At 44.2% G+C, this 17,636-nt stretch carries 13 protein-coding genes; 9 read left to right on the top strand and 4 right to left on the bottom strand.

The annotated features are described in order from the left end of the window. Nucleotides 1-7: 7 nt before the first annotated feature. The 3 genes from pfaD to L4D74_RS06750 all read left to right on the top strand — a co-directional run bounded on the left by pfaD (nt 8) and on the right by L4D74_RS06750 (nt 3,318). The gene (pfaD, locus tag L4D74_RS06760; RefSeq protein WP_428751363.1) at nt 8-1,645 is read left to right on the top strand and encodes an eicosapentaenoate synthase subunit PfaD; all 1,638 of its coding nucleotides are present in this window, start codon (nt 8-10) and stop codon (nt 1,643-1,645) included. Nucleotides 1,646-2,595: 950 nt separating this feature from the next. After that, complete coding sequence (locus L4D74_RS06755; protein WP_428751362.1) at nt 2,596-3,111, top strand: DUF3087 domain-containing protein; 516 nt, start codon at nt 2,596-2,598, stop codon at nt 3,109-3,111. 15 nt (nt 3,112-3,126) lie between these two features. Next, the gene (locus tag L4D74_RS06750) at nt 3,127-3,318 is read left to right on the top strand and encodes a YwbE family protein (protein WP_428751361.1); all 192 of its coding nucleotides are present in this window, start codon (nt 3,127-3,129) and stop codon (nt 3,316-3,318) included. 144 nt (nt 3,319-3,462) lie between these two features. Here the strand turns inward: L4D74_RS06750 and L4D74_RS06745 are convergent, their stop codons facing one another. From L4D74_RS06745 to L4D74_RS06730, 4 genes are all read right to left on the bottom strand, one after another. After that, nucleotides 3,463-3,633, bottom strand: coding sequence for a hypothetical protein (locus tag L4D74_RS06745; protein WP_428751360.1), 171 nt, complete (start codon nt 3,631-3,633; stop codon nt 3,463-3,465). A 171-nt stretch (nt 3,634-3,804) separates the two neighbouring features. Next, nucleotides 3,805-5,442, bottom strand: a complete 1,638-nt coding sequence (bcsG, locus tag L4D74_RS06740) for a cellulose biosynthesis protein BcsG (RefSeq protein WP_428751359.1) — start codon at nt 5,440-5,442, stop codon at nt 3,805-3,807. A 3-nt stretch (nt 5,443-5,445) separates the two neighbouring features. Then, the gene (locus L4D74_RS06735; protein WP_428751358.1) at nt 5,446-5,598 is read right to left on the bottom strand and encodes a hypothetical protein; all 153 of its coding nucleotides are present in this window, start codon (nt 5,596-5,598) and stop codon (nt 5,446-5,448) included. After that, nucleotides 5,595-7,022 carry a BcsE family c-di-GMP-binding protein gene (locus tag L4D74_RS06730; RefSeq protein ID WP_428751357.1) on the bottom strand — a complete coding sequence of 476 codons (1,428 nt, stop codon included), beginning with the start codon at nt 7,020-7,022 and terminating at the stop codon, nt 5,595-5,597. The genes L4D74_RS06735 and L4D74_RS06730 overlap by 4 nt, the downstream gene beginning before the upstream one ends. Before the next feature lie 29 nt (nt 7,023-7,051). On the opposite strand from L4D74_RS06730, the gene L4D74_RS06725 reads away from it, so the two are divergent. From L4D74_RS06725 to L4D74_RS06700, 6 genes are read left to right on the top strand one after another with little or no spacing between them, the layout of a single operon-like run. After that, nucleotides 7,052-7,324, top strand: a complete 273-nt coding sequence (locus L4D74_RS06725) for a hypothetical protein (protein WP_428751356.1) — start codon at nt 7,052-7,054, stop codon at nt 7,322-7,324. A gap of 3 nt (nt 7,325-7,327) precedes the next feature. Then, nucleotides 7,328-8,053: a cellulose synthase operon protein YhjQ/BcsQ gene (locus tag L4D74_RS06720; RefSeq protein ID WP_428751355.1), complete on the top strand. Its 726-nt coding sequence runs from the start codon at nt 7,328-7,330 to the stop codon at nt 8,051-8,053. A gap of 1 nt (nt 8,054) precedes the next feature. After that, nucleotides 8,055-10,601, top strand: a complete 2,547-nt coding sequence (gene bcsA / locus L4D74_RS06715; RefSeq protein WP_428751354.1) for a UDP-forming cellulose synthase catalytic subunit — start codon at nt 8,055-8,057, stop codon at nt 10,599-10,601. A 10-nt stretch (nt 10,602-10,611) separates the two neighbouring features. Next, nucleotides 10,612-12,849, top strand: a complete 2,238-nt coding sequence (bcsB, locus tag L4D74_RS06710; protein ID WP_428751353.1) for a cellulose biosynthesis cyclic di-GMP-binding regulatory protein BcsB — start codon at nt 10,612-10,614, stop codon at nt 12,847-12,849. After that, a complete protein-coding gene (gene bcsZ / locus L4D74_RS06705; RefSeq protein ID WP_428751352.1) occupies nt 12,842-13,963 on the top strand; it encodes a cellulose synthase complex periplasmic endoglucanase BcsZ in 1,122 nt (373 codons plus the stop codon). The genes bcsB and bcsZ overlap by 8 nt, the downstream gene beginning before the upstream one ends. After that, nucleotides 13,963-17,544: a cellulose synthase subunit BcsC-related outer membrane protein gene (locus L4D74_RS06700; RefSeq protein WP_428751351.1), complete on the top strand. Its 3,582-nt coding sequence runs from the start codon at nt 13,963-13,965 to the stop codon at nt 17,542-17,544. Before bcsZ ends, L4D74_RS06700 begins: the two co-directional genes overlap by 1 nt. Nucleotides 17,545-17,636: the final 92 nt, after the last annotated feature.

The raw sequence follows: 17,636 nt of genomic DNA, 5'->3' as shown, positions 1-17,636 counted from the left end.
ACAAATAATGACAACACAACTAACGATGAACAATGAAAAGCTTTCTCCGTGGCCGTGGCAAATTGAAGACAGCACGACGCACTTTGACCACGCAACTATGGCGACCATTCTTAAAGATCTTAGTCTTGGTTGCTATGTGGTGAACCACCCCGAAAAAGGGCTAGGGCTTAGCCAACAAGCAGAAGTCACCTCAGGTGACTCAGCAAGTGCAGCTAACAGCCAACCAGTGAGTGCATACGCACCAGCATTAGGTACTCAAAGCCTTGGTGATGAAGAATTTCGTCGCTGCCACGGGGTAAAATATGCCTACTACGCAGGAGCGATGGCAAATGGTATCTCTTCAGAGGAGCTTGTCATAGCCCTTGGTCAGGCGGGTATCCTGTGTTCATTTGGCGCAGCAGGTCTTATTCCATCACGCGTTGAACAAGCAATTAACCGCATTCAAGCGGCGCTGCCAAATGGCCCATATGCGTTTAATCTGATTCATAGTCCAAGTGAACCAGCACTTGAACGCGGCAGTGTCGAACTGTTTTTGAAGCACAACGTTAAGACGGTTGAAGCGTCTGCATTCTTAGGTTTGACACCACAAATCGTTCATTACCGAGCGGCAGGGTTGAGCCGTGATGCTAAGGGCGAAATTGTCATTGGCAATAAGGTCATTGCGAAGGTCAGCCGTACCGAAGTGGCAAGCAAGTTCATGGCGCCTGCGCCAGCCAAAATGTTGCAAGCGTTAGTGGATGAAGGGCGTATTAGCGCCGAGCAAATGGAGCTGGCTCAGTTGGTGCCAATGGCAGACGATATTACAGCGGAAGCAGATTCTGGCGGCCATACCGATAACCGTCCATTGGTGACATTGTTGCCAACGATTTTAGCATTGAAAGATAAAATCCAAGCTCAGTATCAATTTAAAACACCAATTCGTGTGGGCTGTGGTGGGGGCGTTGGTACACCTGATGCAGCATTAGCGACATTCAACATGGGTGCGGCTTACATTGTCACTGGCTCTATCAACCAAGCGTGTGTTGAAGCGGGTGCCAGTGAACATACTCGCAAACTATTGGCGACGACAGAAATGGCGGATGTCACCATGGCACCTGCTGCCGATATGTTTGAGATGGGTGTGAAGCTGCAAGTTGTGAAGCGAGGTACATTATTCCCGATGCGTGCTAACAAGTTATACGAGATCTACACTCGCTATGACTCCATCGAAGCGATTCCCGCTGATGAACGCCATAAGCTTGAGACGCAAGTCTTCCGCTCAACACTCGACGATATCTGGGCAGGCACCGTGGCGCACTTTAACGAGCGCGATCCTAAGCAGATTGAACGAGCAGAAGGCAACCCTAAGCGTAAAATGGCCCTTATCTTCCGCTGGTATCTAGGGCTTTCTAGTCGTTGGTCAAATACCGGTGAAAAAGGTCGTGAGATGGACTACCAAGTCTGGGCGGGTCCCGCACTAGGCGCATTTAATGCGTGGGCAAAAGACAGCTACCTTGATGATTATCAGCAGCGTAACGCGGTTGACCTTGCCAAGCACTTAATGCATGGTGCTGCGTACTTGGCTCGCGTGAACCTACTGACTTCTCAAGGCATCAAACTTGTCCCTTCGTTAGCGCGTTGGACACCGAGCCAGAGAATGGCGTAGTGGTTTGAGCTTTCGCTGAATCATATGCTACTGAGTCATATATTAATAACGACCTCCTAGTGAGGTCGTTTTTTTATCTATAGTTTTCGGTTATGTCAGTTGGGGGCGGAGTGATAGTTTGATGCTCGTGTATTGGTTATTTCTATGCTCATCAACGTATCTTTAACGCTATCAAGAGGGATTGACTATATCATCGCTTCTCTGTGTGCGAGATCGCTTACACCATTGTGAGTGATGGCAGAAATTGTCATGAAGCTTTTGGATGGTGATGTTATTAAGTCATTGTATTTAATGGTATATATTTGTTTTTGTCCAGCGTGTTAGCGAAATTTACACAAATGTAACACGTCAAATTAGTCAGACTCAATTATTATGTCTCTTGTCGACGGGATGGCGACATGGGATAGGAAACGCTCAAGGAAAGGGCATCGTCAGGAAGGCGAATCGATGGTTTAGGATGAACGGTCGGCATGGAAAGCAAATAGGACATTGAAAGGATGCAATCGTTGCTAGGATAGCTAACGAACTAAGGAAGGCAGTGGATACTTCTGGATGAAGCATGGAACAGACATCAGGATGATGTTAGGACACCACTTAAGGAATGAGTGATGAAGGCTAGCGAGGATGTGTTAGCCGGTTAGGATAACCACATTAGGACACCGCTAGGATGGCGATGGATGGATTAAACTGACGGAGTTCAGTATTACTGTCACGGATTGATGCATGGAGCACCTTTAGTCGCTGGATTGCGGCGAGTAAGAGATATAACCCCGAAGCCGAAAGGTCTCGGGGTTTTTCTTTTTTACCGCGGTGACCGTTTACATTCCGCGTGAGATAGCTGCTGTTTTTGAAGAGAGCCCACTTTATTAGTAAATGGATGGATAGGAAGTAGTCTGAGACTAGTTCATTGAGTTATCATGCTACTACTTTCCGTTAAATAGTGTAGATTCATGCAGTTAATTCATATAGATAAATCGACGTATAAGCAGCGCCTCAATGTCATAACCATTGCGATTGTTGCCACATTAGCCGCGCTTTCTATTAGTTTTGGCAGTTTGTTGATTGCTTTTTTTGGCTCGCAACAGCCTACCGCAGAATCAACGGGTAATTTTCATTTGAACGTCTTGGGTGTAATCGCAGCGGTTATTGTTTGTGCCGTCATACTTTCCAACCTCAAAAAGACCGCTTATTTTGTTGAGGTTTACTATGTATGGCGGTTGAAAGCGTTGCAAAATCGCATCTATCGAAAAATGAAACAGTTAAAGCAGCGTGTTAGTGAAAACGACAGAGATGCGATTATCGTACTCTATTTCTATTATCATAGTTTAAAGCAGGTTTACATCCTTGATAACAATACCTTAACGCTCGCTGAATTAGAGAAGAATATCCAACAGTTGCAACAGAAGATAGATTCGTTAGCGTTGTCGATTGATGTGCAAGATTTTGATGTTAGTCTTATAAAATAATAGAAAGGTATAATTATGACTGGAACCAAGCGCGCCGATATCCAACCCGGTATCGAAGTGAAAATAGTCCTCAAACAAGACCAGCGCAGTGGAGTATTGACGTCAGGTATTGTCAAAGATCTACTCACGAACTCTCCGACTCATCCTCACGGTATTAAGGTGCGATTGGAAAGTGGCGAAGTGGGTAGGGTTAAAGTTATTGTTTAGCAGTAAAACAAGCGGATAAAGCACCGTACTTGCAAATATAGATATTTAATGAACGACACTAGGCATGATAACGATAGCTACCTAGTGTCGATTTATTAGAACGGTAATAGTAATGAACGAGAGAGTTGTTGTATTGCTTTCTTGTTAATCTTTCTTTTCAATCGTCACTTCGATGGTTTTGCTGCTGCCTGCAAACCACTTTTGTATATACAGCGATCCCACTATAGGTGGCGCGCCTTCATCTGGAACCTCTTTATAGCGAACACTGTTTTTGGTTTCTTTTTCATATTCAAATTGAATGACTTTTTTTGACATGAATGCTCCGTTAAGTCGAGTAGGGATGAAGCGAATGCGGTGATTTCGCCCACTTATACATTTAGGACTAAGTTTCACTTATCGTGAGGAAATATATCAAAATTGAGGAAGGGGAGCGACGCCTAATAGTATCATTAGGCGTCTATGTATCGGTTTAAACATCGAAGGCGGTTACTGTTTATATTCCGTCCACGACGTTTCATCGAAGCTATAATACTGTTTGCCATTGACCTCTAGCATCGTTGTTCCTTGATTTTGAGAAACAACAGGGGTTTGTGGTAAGTCTGCAACGAGCGAACTAAGTGATACGTCTTCTCCGTTATAGATACCACTGGAAGCAATATTGGCTATTAAGTCACTTACCGCCAAGAAGCTTACAGGGGTATCGACGGTCACTTGCTGATGTTCAGTCATTGAAGCGTCGCCAAAAAATTTCACACCGACAGGAACTGAGGTGATCGCTTTGGTTGGTATTTCGCGCATACCAGATATCTGCATACGGTCACCACGTACAGCTGCACCGTGTTCTGGTAAAACAACCACGACAACATTGCGTCCACTTGTTTTTAAATTTTGGAAAAATTCGTAAAGGTCATCTAGGAGTTGAGTTTGTTGCCGTTTATAGGTGACAAGTCGTGACCCAGATTGACCGATAACACGATTACCGTCGTGAATACTAATGGTGTTGTATAAGCTTACCGTTGGCTTAGCGTGGTTGAACTCACTCCATTTCGACAGGATGTCTCGGTCGCTATAAATTTTTGTCCCGTCAAAGGCGTACTGGGAGGGTTGCATTGTATCTACATCGATCGCTGCAGTAAAAGGACCGATGTTACTGGCAATATGCTTGTTGAACCCGTCGAATTTACCGTCATGATTCATTAATACCTCTTTTTCAAACCCAAGGCGATGGAGCTGATCGAATAAAGAGCACTGCTTGGTTAGCTTGCTATTGAAGAGATCGGCGTGGCTTTGTTGACCGCAGTTTGCTCGAAGGATACGAAGCACCGCAGGGCCACTATAAGAGGTAGCGGAGTTGAAATGATTAAACACGATATCCAACTCTTTAAAGAGTGGGTGATCGATGTTGCCACTAAATTCTAAGTCATCCCAGCCTAACGAACAGATATTAACAAATAGAATGTCATAGTTAGGTGTGATGCTTTCAACCGACGATAACGACGAGGTGAGGGTTGACTGAAGCGAAAAAAAGTCGGTGAGGTAACGATTCAACCCAGCTGATGAGGTGTCTATCTCCGTGATATTGCTATTTGCTGGATTGATATTCGCTTGATTTGCTATTCCATTAGGCGATGAGAGGGTTCCTGCGCTCGCTTGTACTAGGTTAGCCGTCGCGGAAGGTTGCCACACCGATGGGGGGATGGAGCAGGTAATCATTCCGATGATCACAAAGGTGGATAGTCGGAAAATTTGATTTAAATAGAGGTAACCAATACTGGCGAGTAATACTAAAAGGACAAAGTCGAGAGAAACAAAATCAACCGCAAGAGAAAGTAAGTAACTTGAGTCAAATTGGCTGATGAGCCCCCATTGGCTGGTTAATCGATCTAGTGGTGGCAGAAATGAATCATGATGCAATAGCAGTAGCGCAGCGCCTGCAGCAATACAATGACGGAGTCTGTTGAACCAGCCACTAGGAAGCGGAAGGGCAATCAAAGCGAGCAACGCAAAGTTATATAGGGGGTCAAACTTTAGGGTATCACTCCAGAACAAAATAACTTTTAATGCGAAGTAGACTGTCCACCAGCCTAGATACCAAGAGTAAGTGCGAGAAGTTGTCGTATTCATAGTTTAAAACTTAGTTTTCTTCAGATGTTTAGGGTGCTTAAAAGCAAATAAATAGAGTACTTTCATTAAGCGAAACCCTATTGGTGCTAACAAACAAATAGCAATGCCAAGCCCAGTAAAGAAAAAGGCGACGATAAGGAACTCATTGATGTTCATACCACCTCCCAGTCGACTTTTATTGCTTTACTACTCGATAACACGGCTTTTTTGACCGCTGTGTTATGTGAAGCTTCCTCAATTCTCGAGCTATATTGATTAAGGGTGTGCAATTTCGCCACTATTTCATTGTGTTTGGTTAATGTGTTGGTTTGAGAAAAGATTTCGCTTGTCGCTACCGTAAATACATTTGAGAGCGCTTGAGAAACTTCATACAGTCTCAGCGAGCTGAAAAAGAGTACTAAGCGGCCGTTTACGCAGGTGGCAATGTCGCCTTTACGTTTTAATTTGCAATAGCTAGTGGCTTCGCTCATCGGCACTGATGAAAATGGGATAAGCTCAACAAGAGCAAACTCCAGTTGAGAATGCTGTATCTTACCGATGACATCATTTGTTATTTTGAAAAACGCGTCAAATGGTTGAATGCCGCTATGGGTTAATGGGCTTTGAAAGTAGCGTTGTAGTGTAGGTAAGTCTATGTCATGACAATCCATCTTAGTCAGTGAGGCAAGGCGTATTTGGTCAAATAGCACGGAATCTGAGCGGTGGTGTTCAATGATGCTTTGCGCCCCTGCATTGATCAGCATATGAAAATCATTATAGCGAATGCAGGGCTTACTTTCTTTTACTAGAACCCTAAGAGACGCGCCAAATTTCTGTTTAAACATAAAAACTTGTTGAGTCACACGTTCGATATCATGAAAGCCTTGGCAGTTAAAGACAATAACCGCGTCTTGCATACGAGAAACACTGGATTCGATCTCACTGCTACAACTAAATACGTGGTAGCCATGTGCGGTAACAAAATGGTGTGATGCTGCACCACTATCGACAAAAACCGGCAATGACTCAGTCAGTACGTGGCTGGTGGGCGAGTTATCCAGTATAAATATTTTGTTGCTAATATTACGATCGCCAGACACGTACTTTATGACATTAGAATAGAGACTTCCTTGAATCGTGGTTATTTCACCAAGGTAATAGCTGCGTGTTGGTGTTATTTTTTTTGTGACTTCTGTAATGTAAGAATATTCTGAGTTAACCACAATTATTGTAAGGGTGCTGAATATCTCAACACATCGCTGAATGATGACTTCAACATCAAATTGTTTCAAATTGTTTCTATCTAAAATGACAACGTAATGTGCCCCTTTGGCATGGTTGATTTGTGTTAAATCATCCAGAAAGTCCGCAGCCGGCAATGTATTATCGGGCAAATAAATCGCTGAGAACATAATGTTGAGGGCACTCTTTAGGTCATATAACACTGATATGTCGGCAATTTGATCTTGTAATATACCCATCTTATTCATATTTGAAAGTAATACGGTAAAGTTGTTGTTTATTAATGGGGTGTTAAAGTTGTTAATTGCGAGCGAGTGCATGTTTTCCCATGAATCGATGCCGATAACTTGTTGAATCATTGAAGAAAGGTACCTTAGGGGCTGCCGTTTTGTTAAAAGTAGTGTACTATGCTGCCTGGTTATTAACAATTACATTCAGGGTGCAAATGTCAAAGGGTGCGTCGGATATTTCGCAAATTTACCAGTCGTATGGTTTGGATTGTGGCTCTTATAAGAATTTAGAAAGAGAACAAGAATTAAAGTCGACTTATGATAAATGGCAGTTTTTAGGTAAAACGTTAGAAAGTGATAAAAATATAAGCAACTTGGTGCAATGCGCAGAGGGTAAAGCAAGTAATAAGCTTGTTAGTGCGAGAGAGTAATAAATGTCAGTAATTTCGGTTCAAGCGATAAATAATGGTGCTGGTGCAAGCACTATTGCTGCAAATATGGCAGCGGCCTATTCTGAACGTGGCCACAAAGCCCTTCTTATTGAACTCGATACTCGTAATCTAATAGGTTGTTGGTTTGGTCAGAATGCATTAGACAGTGACGGTTGGACGCGCGCTTACATTAGCGGAGAGTCGTGGAATCAAGGTCTATTTAAAAGCCCCGCTGGAACGTACTTTCTTCCTTATGGGGATGCAGCGCTTGATATTGAAATCGCAACTAATGTTTTAAAAGAAATGCTCCAAGCCGCGTCACTTAAGTTTGAGCACATCATCGTTCTACTTCCTAGCGATCTTAACATCGAGGACTACGGAGTAGTGTGTGATTTAGCGATCAAGGTCGTTAACCCCACTCCCGTGTCTGTCATGATGTTGTCTAGGTGGCTGCAAAATAACGAGTCGAAGAGCAATGTTCGCTTTGTGATGAACTTGTGTCGGCATGATGTTCGATTGTGCCTAGATTTAACGCTAGTACTGGAAGAAATGCTTGGCGATAGATTGTTTTCTTCCTACGTTTATTTTGATATTGCGATTCAGGAGGCGTTTGCAGAGTTATCAAACGTCATGGTATCGGCGCTTTATGCGCAGAGTCATACAGAATTCAAACAACTTGCCACAGTCACACTGTCATATCTGGAACAGGTTCAACGTCAGGAAAAATGAGATGATTGTAGCTAAGACATTTGTTTCCCCTGAAGTTTATCGAGCGTTTTCTGAATCGTTACAGATCCCCGAATACTCGCTGAGTACCCGACACTTATTTCTTTTTATGTTGTACTTGTGCTCAGTAGCATTTTTACGACGACCTTTAACTCGGAAAACCTGGGCTAAGACATTCCCTCAGGTGAACTTTGATCGCTTTAAAGCTTCAGATAACTTCCGAGTATGCATTCAATTACTGTGGCTGTTATGTGTTAAACAAAATTTTGTCTTTGGGCAATGGCATTTTGTTACTCATCTACGAGTTATTGGAACAGGGATGCATCAGTGTGTTTCGGGGTTGCGATATCTCACTCAGGCCATTATTTCATTGCTTGATAGTAAACTAGAGTCTATGGGTTCAGAAAAGAGAGCGAACCGAGTACTGCCAAATCCTCTGTTATATGGCATCCTTTCTCTACTCACGCTATTGTGCTTAACCGTCCCATTTTCTATCTCTGCTCAAGTTGTGTTTGTGGGTACGTTAGCGGTTATTGCTTTCTCTATCCGAGGCTTGAAGGGGCGTCTTCCAAACTTACTTCTTATTATTCTTTCGCTGATCGCTTCCTGCCGTTACATATGGTGGCGATATACATCGACGATTAATTGGGATAAAGACTTAGACATGATCCTCGGTTTGGTGTTGCTCATAGCCGAAACGTATTCATGGATAGTATTGCTACTTAGTTATTTTCAGTCAATTTGGCCACTGAATCGCAAACCTATTTTGCTTCCGTCCTCTACGAAAACATGGCCCACTATTGATCTGTTCATCCCAACCTACAATGAAGAACTTGAAGTCGTAAGAGCAACCGTATTGGCGGCGAAAACGATAGACTGGCCTAAGAGTAAGCTAAATATTGTGATTCTCGATGATGGTAAGCGAGATGATTTCCAAGCGTTTTCTGAACAAGTTGGGGTGGGGTATATTCGCCGGCCAAAAAATGAGCATGCCAAGGCGGGCAATCTGAACTACGCGTTAGCACAGACGTCGGGAGAGTTTGTGGCAATATTTGATTGTGACCATATTCCTACCCGTGCGTTTTTTCAAGTGACGATGGGCGCCTTTCTTAAAGATGAACAGCTTGCATTGGTGCAAACACCTCATCATTTTTTCTCACCTGACCCGTTTGAACGTAATCTATCAAACTTTAGAAAACTGCCTAATGAAGGCAACTTGTTTTATGGCTTGATACAAGACGGCAATGACATGTGGGATGCAACCTTCTTTTGTGGTTCATGTGCCATATTGCGACGAAAACCATTAGAAGAGGTTGGAGGCGTAGCAGTTGAAACGGTGACAGAGGATGCTCATACCGCTTTAAAAATGCACCGCCTTGGCTATCGAAGTGCTTACTTGAAAGAGCCTATCTCGGCAGGTTTAGCAACGGATAGCTTATCCGCTCATATTGGGCAAAGAATTCGCTGGGCCAGAGGTATGGCGCAAATTTTCCGGGTTGATAACCCATTACTTGGCCGTGGGCTGAAGTGGCAGCAACGGCTTTGTTATTTAAACGGCATGATGCATTTTTTAAGTGGTATTCCGCGCCTTGTATTTATGGTCGCACCGCTGGCGTTTTTGCTCCTTGATGCTTATATCATCTATGCACCAGCCATCGCGATTGTGTTGTTTGTTCTGCCGCATATCTTTCACGCTAATGTGGCAAATTCGCGCATTCAGGGTAAATATCGTCATTCGTTTTGGGGTGAAGTATACGAAACAGTACTTGCTTGGTATATCGCTATCCCCACTACAGTGGCACTCATTGCGCCAAATAAAGGCTCATTTAACGTAACGGCGAAGGGCGGACTAATCAAATCGAGCTTCTTTGACTGGAACATTAGTAAGCCGATCATCGCACTTTTACTGTTGAATCTACTGGGTATGAGCGTAGGGGTTTATCGCCTATTTGATCATCAATTTACTGAAACGACCACGGTGCTGGTTAACTTGTTCTGGACGACTTATAACTTGTTTGTTTTAGGAGTTGCGTTAGCGGTAGCCGCAGAAGAGAAGCAAGTTCGTCAAACGCATCGGATTGATGTGGATTACCCTATCTCTTTTACCACGGCAGATGGCCATCATTACCCTGCTCAGCTAAAAGACTTTTCTTTTGGCGGACTCGGCTTTGAAACACACCCAGAGATTAAGCTTATGGTGGGCGACAAAGTTCATGTGGCACTGCAGCGTTATGGCATTACAGAATCGTTTTTATGTGAGATTAAATTTTGTCGAAACGGCACGGTAGGTACCCAACTTATGCCGATGACATTGGAAAAAGAGAAACACTTTATCCAGTGCACGTTTGCTCGTTCAGACACGTGGTCACAATGGCAGAAATCATACGATGAAGATAAGCCATTGGAAAGTTTGAAAGGCATGGCTTTTGTGAGTGTTATTGGATTTAGAAAAATAGTGGACTATAGCCCAAAGGTGGTTCAACGGGCATATTTCGCAATGGAAAAGTGTATTTTGATTTTGGTGTCGTTTAGACCGAAATGGACGTCTTAGGAAAGTAATAATGAAAATAATGCGAGCTCTCTCTATTTTATCATTGAGCATGATTTCATCGGTACTGTCGGCTGCAGCGACAAGCGCCGATCTAACGAGTCAGTCTAATGGTAAGGTGGAATATACTTTTGCGGACATTTCTGGAGACTCATCTATTGCGATGAGGGGCAACCAAAGTACCGCTTTTCTTGGTTTTGGTTCTCGACTCGATCAAGTCATCACTGGCGGAACGCTACATTTGGAGTTTTTGCCTTCACCCGCTCTCAAGGCCTCCGTATCTCATGTTCGAGTCTTCCTAAATAATGAACTGATGGACGTGGTTCAAATCAGTAATAACGATTCTGTTCAGAAGCAGAGTCAAACCATTGCACTCGACGGTCGCTTTTTTAAGAATTACAACCAACTAAAGTTTGAACTGAGCGGTCAAATCGACGCGATGTGCAGTGACGGAAGCGATCCTGCGCTTTGGTGGGAGCTTAGTTCAGCAAGCTCAATTGAGCTTAATGTGCGTAGTTTGGCGATAGCCAATGAATTAAGTCTATTACCGGCGCCGTTTTTTGACGCGCGTGATTTTCATGACGTCACTATTCCATTTGTCGTGCCAGAAGGTTTAACGTTGACGGACGTTCATTCCGTGTCGACGGTGGCCAGCTATTTTGCCAGTCACGTAAAATGGCGAGACATTGAGTTTCCTGTTTATAGCGATCGATTGCCAACTCGACACGCCGTCGTGTTTGCCACCAATAATGCCAGACCCGCATTTCTAAAAGATTTACCTGACATTACACAGCCGACGATCCAGATGGTGAGTCATCCAGAAAACCCAAATATTAAACTGTTATTGCTTCTAGGAGCGGATGAGCAACAACTGTCATTGGCCGTGAAAGGGCTGGCCTCAAGTAATCAGTTAATGTCTGGGGAAGTTGCCTATGTGAAAAAGGTGAAAAATTTACAGCAACGCAAACCTTACGATGCACCCAACTGGCTGCCAACTGATAGGGCGGTGAGATTTTCTGAGTTGATTGAGGGCGACTACCAACTTGAAACACAAGGCGTTAATTTAGCGCCAATCAATGTGAGCTTCACCTTACCTCCAGATCTATTTACCTGGAACGCCAATTCTATACCGATGAAGTTGAACTTCCGTCATTCACCGCCTCAAGAGGGGACAGCCAGCTCAAAAATGAGTGTTACTGTCAACGATCGTTTTGTCCGAGCTTTCTCACTTGATGACACTGATCCGCAACAAGTTTCGGTTTGGCGTCTTCCTGTTCTAGGCAGTGAGTCCTTCAGCGAATCTAAAAAGGTAAATGTCCCAGGCTTTAAAGTCGCGACAAGCAATACTGTTGGTTTTAATTTTGAGTTAGCGAAAAGCGTCGCAGGGGAGTGTCAGGGAAGTTCTTCTTCAATACAGTATGCGGCCATAGATGGTAACTCAACGCTCGATTTTTCAGGATTTCCTCACTATATACGTATGCCAAACAGTCAAGTGTTTGCGAGCTCGGGTTTTCCATATTCTAGAATGGCTGATCTATCTGAGACCGCGATTGTGATTACGCCTCAACCAAGTAACAAGGAAATAGAATTGCTGTTAGAAACCGTTGGCTTTATTTCAAAGAAGACGGGTTTACCGGCATACCGCTATACGCTTTTAGATACATGGGATGAGGCTAAGCTAGCGGATAAGGATATTCTGGTATTGGGTATCCAGTCAGCCTCTCAATTTGGACTAGCCTCTGAGTCACTGGCCTACGTCAATTCATCGGAAGATGGTCAATTTATGACGGCAACAGTGAAAGCGGAAGTAACCAAACCGCGCGGGTTTGCGAAATTAAGCGGGCAATCTCCAACGGTAGCAACGCATTTATCGACCCGCGGAGAGTTTGCGTCAATGGCCAGCTTTGAATCGCCATTGACGGCCAACCGGACGGTGACGGTATTATCGGCTCGTAATGAACATTCGATCCCGTTGTTGCAAAAGGCTCTTGCTGAGAACAGCGCCAAGTTGTCAGGTTCGGCAGTCGCCATTACCAAATATGATATTAACGGTTATCAGATAGGGGATAACTATTTTGTTGGTTCACTCCCTTTATATGACCTAGTGTGGTATCACTTCTCCGATAGACCCATGTTGATGGTTATCGTCGCGTTACTGCTGGTCATGGGTTTCACCTTAGTGATATGGCGAGTACTCAGAGCTTATGCGTCACGTCGTTTAAATGAATCTACGGGGCAGCACAATGAATAAGCTACTTATTACTTTTATTCTTTTGCTGTCTTTTTCTAACGTTTGGGCGAAAGACCTATCAGCGTGGCAGGAATTTAAAAGGGTCTACATCATCGATAATGGACGAGTGATTGATGGCTCGGATCCCAGACGGATCACCACCTCTGAAGGACAGTCTTATGCGTTGTTCTTTGCATTAGTGGAAAACGATCGACAAACCTTTGATCGCTTATATGAGTGGACTCGTATTCACCTTGCCGAAGGTGATTTGACTGCTCGTTTGCCTGCTTGGTTATGGGGAAGTGAAAATAAGCATCAAGGTGTGCTGGACGATAATTCAGCATCAGATTCTGATCTATGGATTGCTTATACGTTAATAGAGGCTGGGCGGCTGTGGCAAAGTGACTACTACCAAAATGTAGGTTATTTATTAGCGTTGCGCATTTTAGCTGAAGAAACAGTCAGTTTAACGGCAGGAACTCGTCAGTTACTTCCGGGCAAAAAGGGCTTCATGAGCGAGTCTGTCGCAAAGCTCAATCCTAGCTATGTACCCTTACCGCTACTGGCGAAGTTTGCTTATTCATCCGACGATAAACGCTGGCAGGAACTATGGGCAGGGTCAGTCGAGCTACTACTGCAAACTCAGTCACACGGTGTCAGCCCTGATTGGGTCCTTTATGATGGGAAACAGTATTTTTACGATAGCAATACGACGTCGGTAGGAAGCTATAACGCCATTCGTACGTATTTGTGGGCTGGTATGATGCCTTCAGACATGGAAGGGCAGGTGGAACAGCTTCATTCTTTACAGCCCTTGGCGAAGTCGATTAGCAAAAATAAGCAAGTTCCATTGACGACGTACGCAGATAGTGGCTTGACTCAAGGTACGTCTCCCGTTGGTTTTACCGCTGCAATGCTGCCCTTTTTGGTCGCGAGTGGTGAGACAGAACTCGCTGCTACCTTTAACTTAGAGGTGAAAACACAACTCATTACCGATAGAGATAACGAATACTACAACAATGTGTTGGCGATGTTCGGCACCGCTTGGTATACCGACAAATTTCGATTTAATGCCAAGGGGGAATTGATTGTACCTTGGGCCAGTAACGCACAATCTACGGGTCAGGCTGAATAATGGTCAAAGTGCCTCATCTTGCGGTTGGTTTATGTACACTCGCTTTATCGAGTGTCATCTCTGTAAGTGCCACACCCGTTGCGCCAGTGATTTATTATCAATCTGCGCCAACTTGGCTAGAAAATCAGATTGTTATCGGTGAGCTTAAAAAAGACGAAGAGTTAGTACTCTCTGCGGTAGAGCGCTGGCTTGCCATTGACCCGGAAAATCCCGAGGCCTTGTTTGCAAAAGGTCGTTGGTTGGTGAGAAATGATCAGCCTGACTTAGCTTCATCGCTGCTGATGAAGGTGAAAAAGCAAAGCAACAAAGACGTTATTCGTGCATTCGAGTCTTACCTGTTAGTCAATGCTGAGCGCAAAAGTGATTTTAACCAAATTATCCTGCTGCAAAAAGGTGGACAGAATGAAGCCGCGCTAGCACGTTTTAATGTTTTGTTTGGTGACCAACGCCCAGATATTACCTATGAGCTTGAGTATCTAGATTTATTATCCACCTTTCCCGAGCGTGCCGATGAAGCCCTGCAAGGCTATCAAGCACTTGATAGTGCTTTTCCAGATGTGGGGGAGATCCGAATTCGGCTGGCACGTCATTTAGCTCGTTATTACGATGAAAAACAAGCGATCGCCATTTATCAAGACTTAGCGAATGACGCTCAGCTTGGCGTTTTTGCAAGCAGTTTATGGCTAAATGAACTCGATTCACAGCCACTTTCTCAACAATGGTTTGACACCTATTCACGGGTTGCCAGTTATCACCCTACTGATTTAGCGATCCAGCAAAAATATGAAACTGCGGTCAATCGTTGGTCGCAGGAAAAGACGTTGCGAAAAGATCCCCGCTATCGTGCAAAGCTACGTGCGTTAAAAGAGGTGGATAACAGTCAGTATTCACAGTCGGGATTGACCGCGTTGCTAGCTGCCAATAAGAAGTGGCCGAATTCACCTGATATTCTGATAGCACTGAGCCGACATGAGTTTCAACGTGGTAATTACAAAGCGTCATTAGCCTATCTGCATCGAGCAGAGACTAATGATGACAATCCAGATTTAGCGGCTTTCTATTCGTCTCAGAAGCGTTCAATCGAGTATTGGCAAGCGATTGACTTGGCGCGTCAAGCGATTGTTGAGCAGAATCTTACTCAGGCGGAAGCCTATATTAATAGAGCGCTAAAAACGGATGAAAGCATTGCTCTGGGTTATGTGCTCAAAGGGCAAATATTACGCAGCAAAGGCGAGCTAGAACAGGCCAATCAGTGGGCGAAAAAAGCTATAGTGATAGAGCCGTTAAGCACCAGCGCACTTGAACTTTGGGTTGAAACGTATCGCCCGAATCTTGGTGTGGAAGGTCAAATGCTCGCCCTTAATACGTTATCGTCGCAGCAGCGTAAAGCACTACGCGCTTTTTCTGCGCGTGTTGAGCACAGCGTTATATTGAACCGGTTGAAAGTCGTGGACGCTTTATCCCCTACGTTAGCGCAATCAAAATTGTTTCAAGATGTCGTGGCAAGTACAGCGAATTTACCTTGGTTGAAAAAAGATATTGCCGAGCAGTTACTTCGTTTAGGTCAACCTGAATTAGCCAACCGAACGATGCGTAACGCTTACATTGAGCATCAGGATGCTCAACACAGCCACGCTTACTCATTGTTTTTGGTTTCACAAAATCGCTGGGAAGAGGCGTACGGTGTTGTTAATGAGAATAAGTATGTAAATTTAACGCCGTCTGAGCAAGCCACCTTCACTCGAATTACGCTTGAATATCACCGTCAGGTGGTACGAAACAAACAAGCTAATGACCAAGTTATTGAACCCTATATTCGCCGCCTTTCTAAGCAAAACTTGCCGATTGCAATCGTGCTGTGGAACGAATTTGGGTATCAAGATCAGGCGAATACAGCGCTAGCCTCGGTGGATGTTAGCCAACTGCAAGATTACGAGCTTGTTCTTTATTCTCAAGTGAGCTTTGACCTCAATCAAGCCGCGCTCCATCACGCCGTTTATAGCCAAGTGCACAACCGAGAAATAAACGTATCGGTTATCAATGAGCGAGAACAGGCGTTTAACGCAGACCGCTACCTTGCCAATAACCAAGCAGGGAAAGCGACAGCGCTTTACGTTGAATTGATCAATGATGGTTTTGATTTAGGTTCGGAGCGATACCTTTCACTCGTAGAGCAGTCCCCCGAGCATGCAGAAGCGTTAATTAAAGCTTCTGCGGATAATGTATTTCAGCTGACAAAAGAGCAGTTCTTGACCGCTGAAATTGCAGCAATAAGAACGAATAATCAAGCGTATATCAACTTTTTCAACAATCATTCGACGCAAAAAACGCTGACGGCATTTGATTATTGGCGACTAGAGGAAGAAGCCAATGAGATAGACAATCATGCCCTTGTACAGCGTTATGCGGAAAAGAGTTTGCTTCTTGATGATAAAGAGCGCCATGAACTCGCCAACGTCCGTACAATGAGAGCGGCCTATCGAAATGCCGATGATCAGTGGATGACGAATGATCTTATTTCAACGTTAGATGTGCTTCGAGAGCGAAATCAAAGTTATGTTATGTTTGGTACTGAGTTCAACTCGGTACCCAATGGCGCCACATTTCTTACCGCACCGCTTGAACTTAGCATCGCTATGCCTGACTGGGATGGTCATTTAAAGCTTCGAACTGAATCTGTTTACCTCAATAGTGGTGAGCTTACCTATTATAATGAGGGTGTTAGCTTTGAGCGCGACCGCGTTGGGCAAGCATTTTCAATTGGTTGGGAAGCGGACCAATGGCGTGCCGATTTAGGCACAACGCCTATGGGTTTTCGTATTAACGATTGGGTAGGAGGAGTGGAAGGAACAGTGTCATTGGGAGACGTTTCGGTGCGTGGCAGCCTGAGTAAACGACCTGTGACATCCAGCCTTATTTCTTACTCGGGTCTTGAAGTGGCTGACCGTCGTGGCAATGTCACCGAGTTTGGGGGAATAACACGTACGGGGGGAACTGTCAGCGCGTCATGGAACGATGGGCGTCCTTATGGTTTTTGGGGCTATGGTGAATATCATCAATTGACGGGTAAAAATGTCGCAGATAATGATCGCTTATCTGGAATGTTTGGGGGCTATTACAACCTGATCAGTAGTAATGATGAATCATTGTCACTTGGCGGTTCAGTGTTTTATATGGGTTATGACAAAAACGTCAATGAAGTCGTGATTGGCCATGGTAATTATTACAGCCCACAGTCTTATGTATCGTTGTCACTGCCCGTTTCTTATTACCGACGGGTTAATTACGATTGGACATATGGTGCGAGAGGTACCTTGTCTGTGTCCAACGCAAGCTTTGATGCCCCATATGGACTCGACGGAAGTGCGTCAACAAGCTCAGGCGTAAGTAGTGCCTTGCAGCTTTATACAGAATATAAAATGAGTGATCATTGGACATTGGTGGGTTACCTTTCTCAGCAATTCTCCAGTGACTATCAGCCGAGCTTGTTTAACCTTTATTTCAAATATCACTTTGATCCAGCATGGCAACGTGCGGAGCTGCAACCTGACCCATTAAGACTTTACTCGAGTTATTACTAGGGCTGATTCAAAATAATCATAGCCCTAGTTGTTTTGACTCAACCTAGTTGTTTAAACTCAACTTAATTGAACCATCTGCCACCGCCTTAATA

Source organism: Vibrio cionasavignyae (assembly GCF_050337155.1).
In the GTDB taxonomy this organism is placed as follows: Bacteria; Pseudomonadota; Gammaproteobacteria; order Enterobacterales; family Vibrionaceae; genus Vibrio; species Vibrio nomapromontoriensis.
This window is presented reverse-complemented; position numbering and strand designations above follow the sequence as displayed.

What these genes read in the sequence shown, in the direction of transcription:
- L4D74_RS06730 (WP_428751357.1), bottom strand. Translation starts at nt 7,022, where the DNA reads ATGATTCAACAAGTTATCGGCATCGATTCATGGGAAAACATGCACTCG.
- bcsB (WP_428751353.1), top strand. Translation starts at nt 10,612, where the DNA reads ATGAAAATAATGCGAGCTCTCTCTATTTTATCATTGAGCATGATTTCA.
- L4D74_RS06755 (WP_428751362.1), top strand. Translation starts at nt 2,596, where the DNA reads ATGCAGTTAATTCATATAGATAAATCGACGTATAAGCAGCGCCTCAAT.
- pfaD (WP_428751363.1), top strand. Translation starts at nt 8, where the DNA reads ATGACAACACAACTAACGATGAACAATGAAAAGCTTTCTCCGTGGCCG.
- L4D74_RS06720 (WP_428751355.1), top strand. Translation starts at nt 7,328, where the DNA reads ATGTCAGTAATTTCGGTTCAAGCGATAAATAATGGTGCTGGTGCAAGC.
- bcsA (WP_428751354.1), top strand. Translation starts at nt 8,055, where the DNA reads ATGATTGTAGCTAAGACATTTGTTTCCCCTGAAGTTTATCGAGCGTTT.
- L4D74_RS06745 (WP_428751360.1), bottom strand. Translation starts at nt 3,633, where the DNA reads ATGTCAAAAAAAGTCATTCAATTTGAATATGAAAAAGAAACCAAAAAC.
- bcsZ (WP_428751352.1), top strand. Translation starts at nt 12,842, where the DNA reads ATGAATAAGCTACTTATTACTTTTATTCTTTTGCTGTCTTTTTCTAAC.
- L4D74_RS06735 (WP_428751358.1), bottom strand. Translation starts at nt 5,598, where the DNA reads ATGAACATCAATGAGTTCCTTATCGTCGCCTTTTTCTTTACTGGGCTT.
- bcsG (WP_428751359.1), bottom strand. Translation starts at nt 5,442, where the DNA reads ATGAATACGACAACTTCTCGCACTTACTCTTGGTATCTAGGCTGGTGG.
- L4D74_RS06750 (WP_428751361.1), top strand. Translation starts at nt 3,127, where the DNA reads ATGACTGGAACCAAGCGCGCCGATATCCAACCCGGTATCGAAGTGAAA.
- L4D74_RS06700 (WP_428751351.1), top strand. Translation starts at nt 13,963, where the DNA reads ATGGTCAAAGTGCCTCATCTTGCGGTTGGTTTATGTACACTCGCTTTA.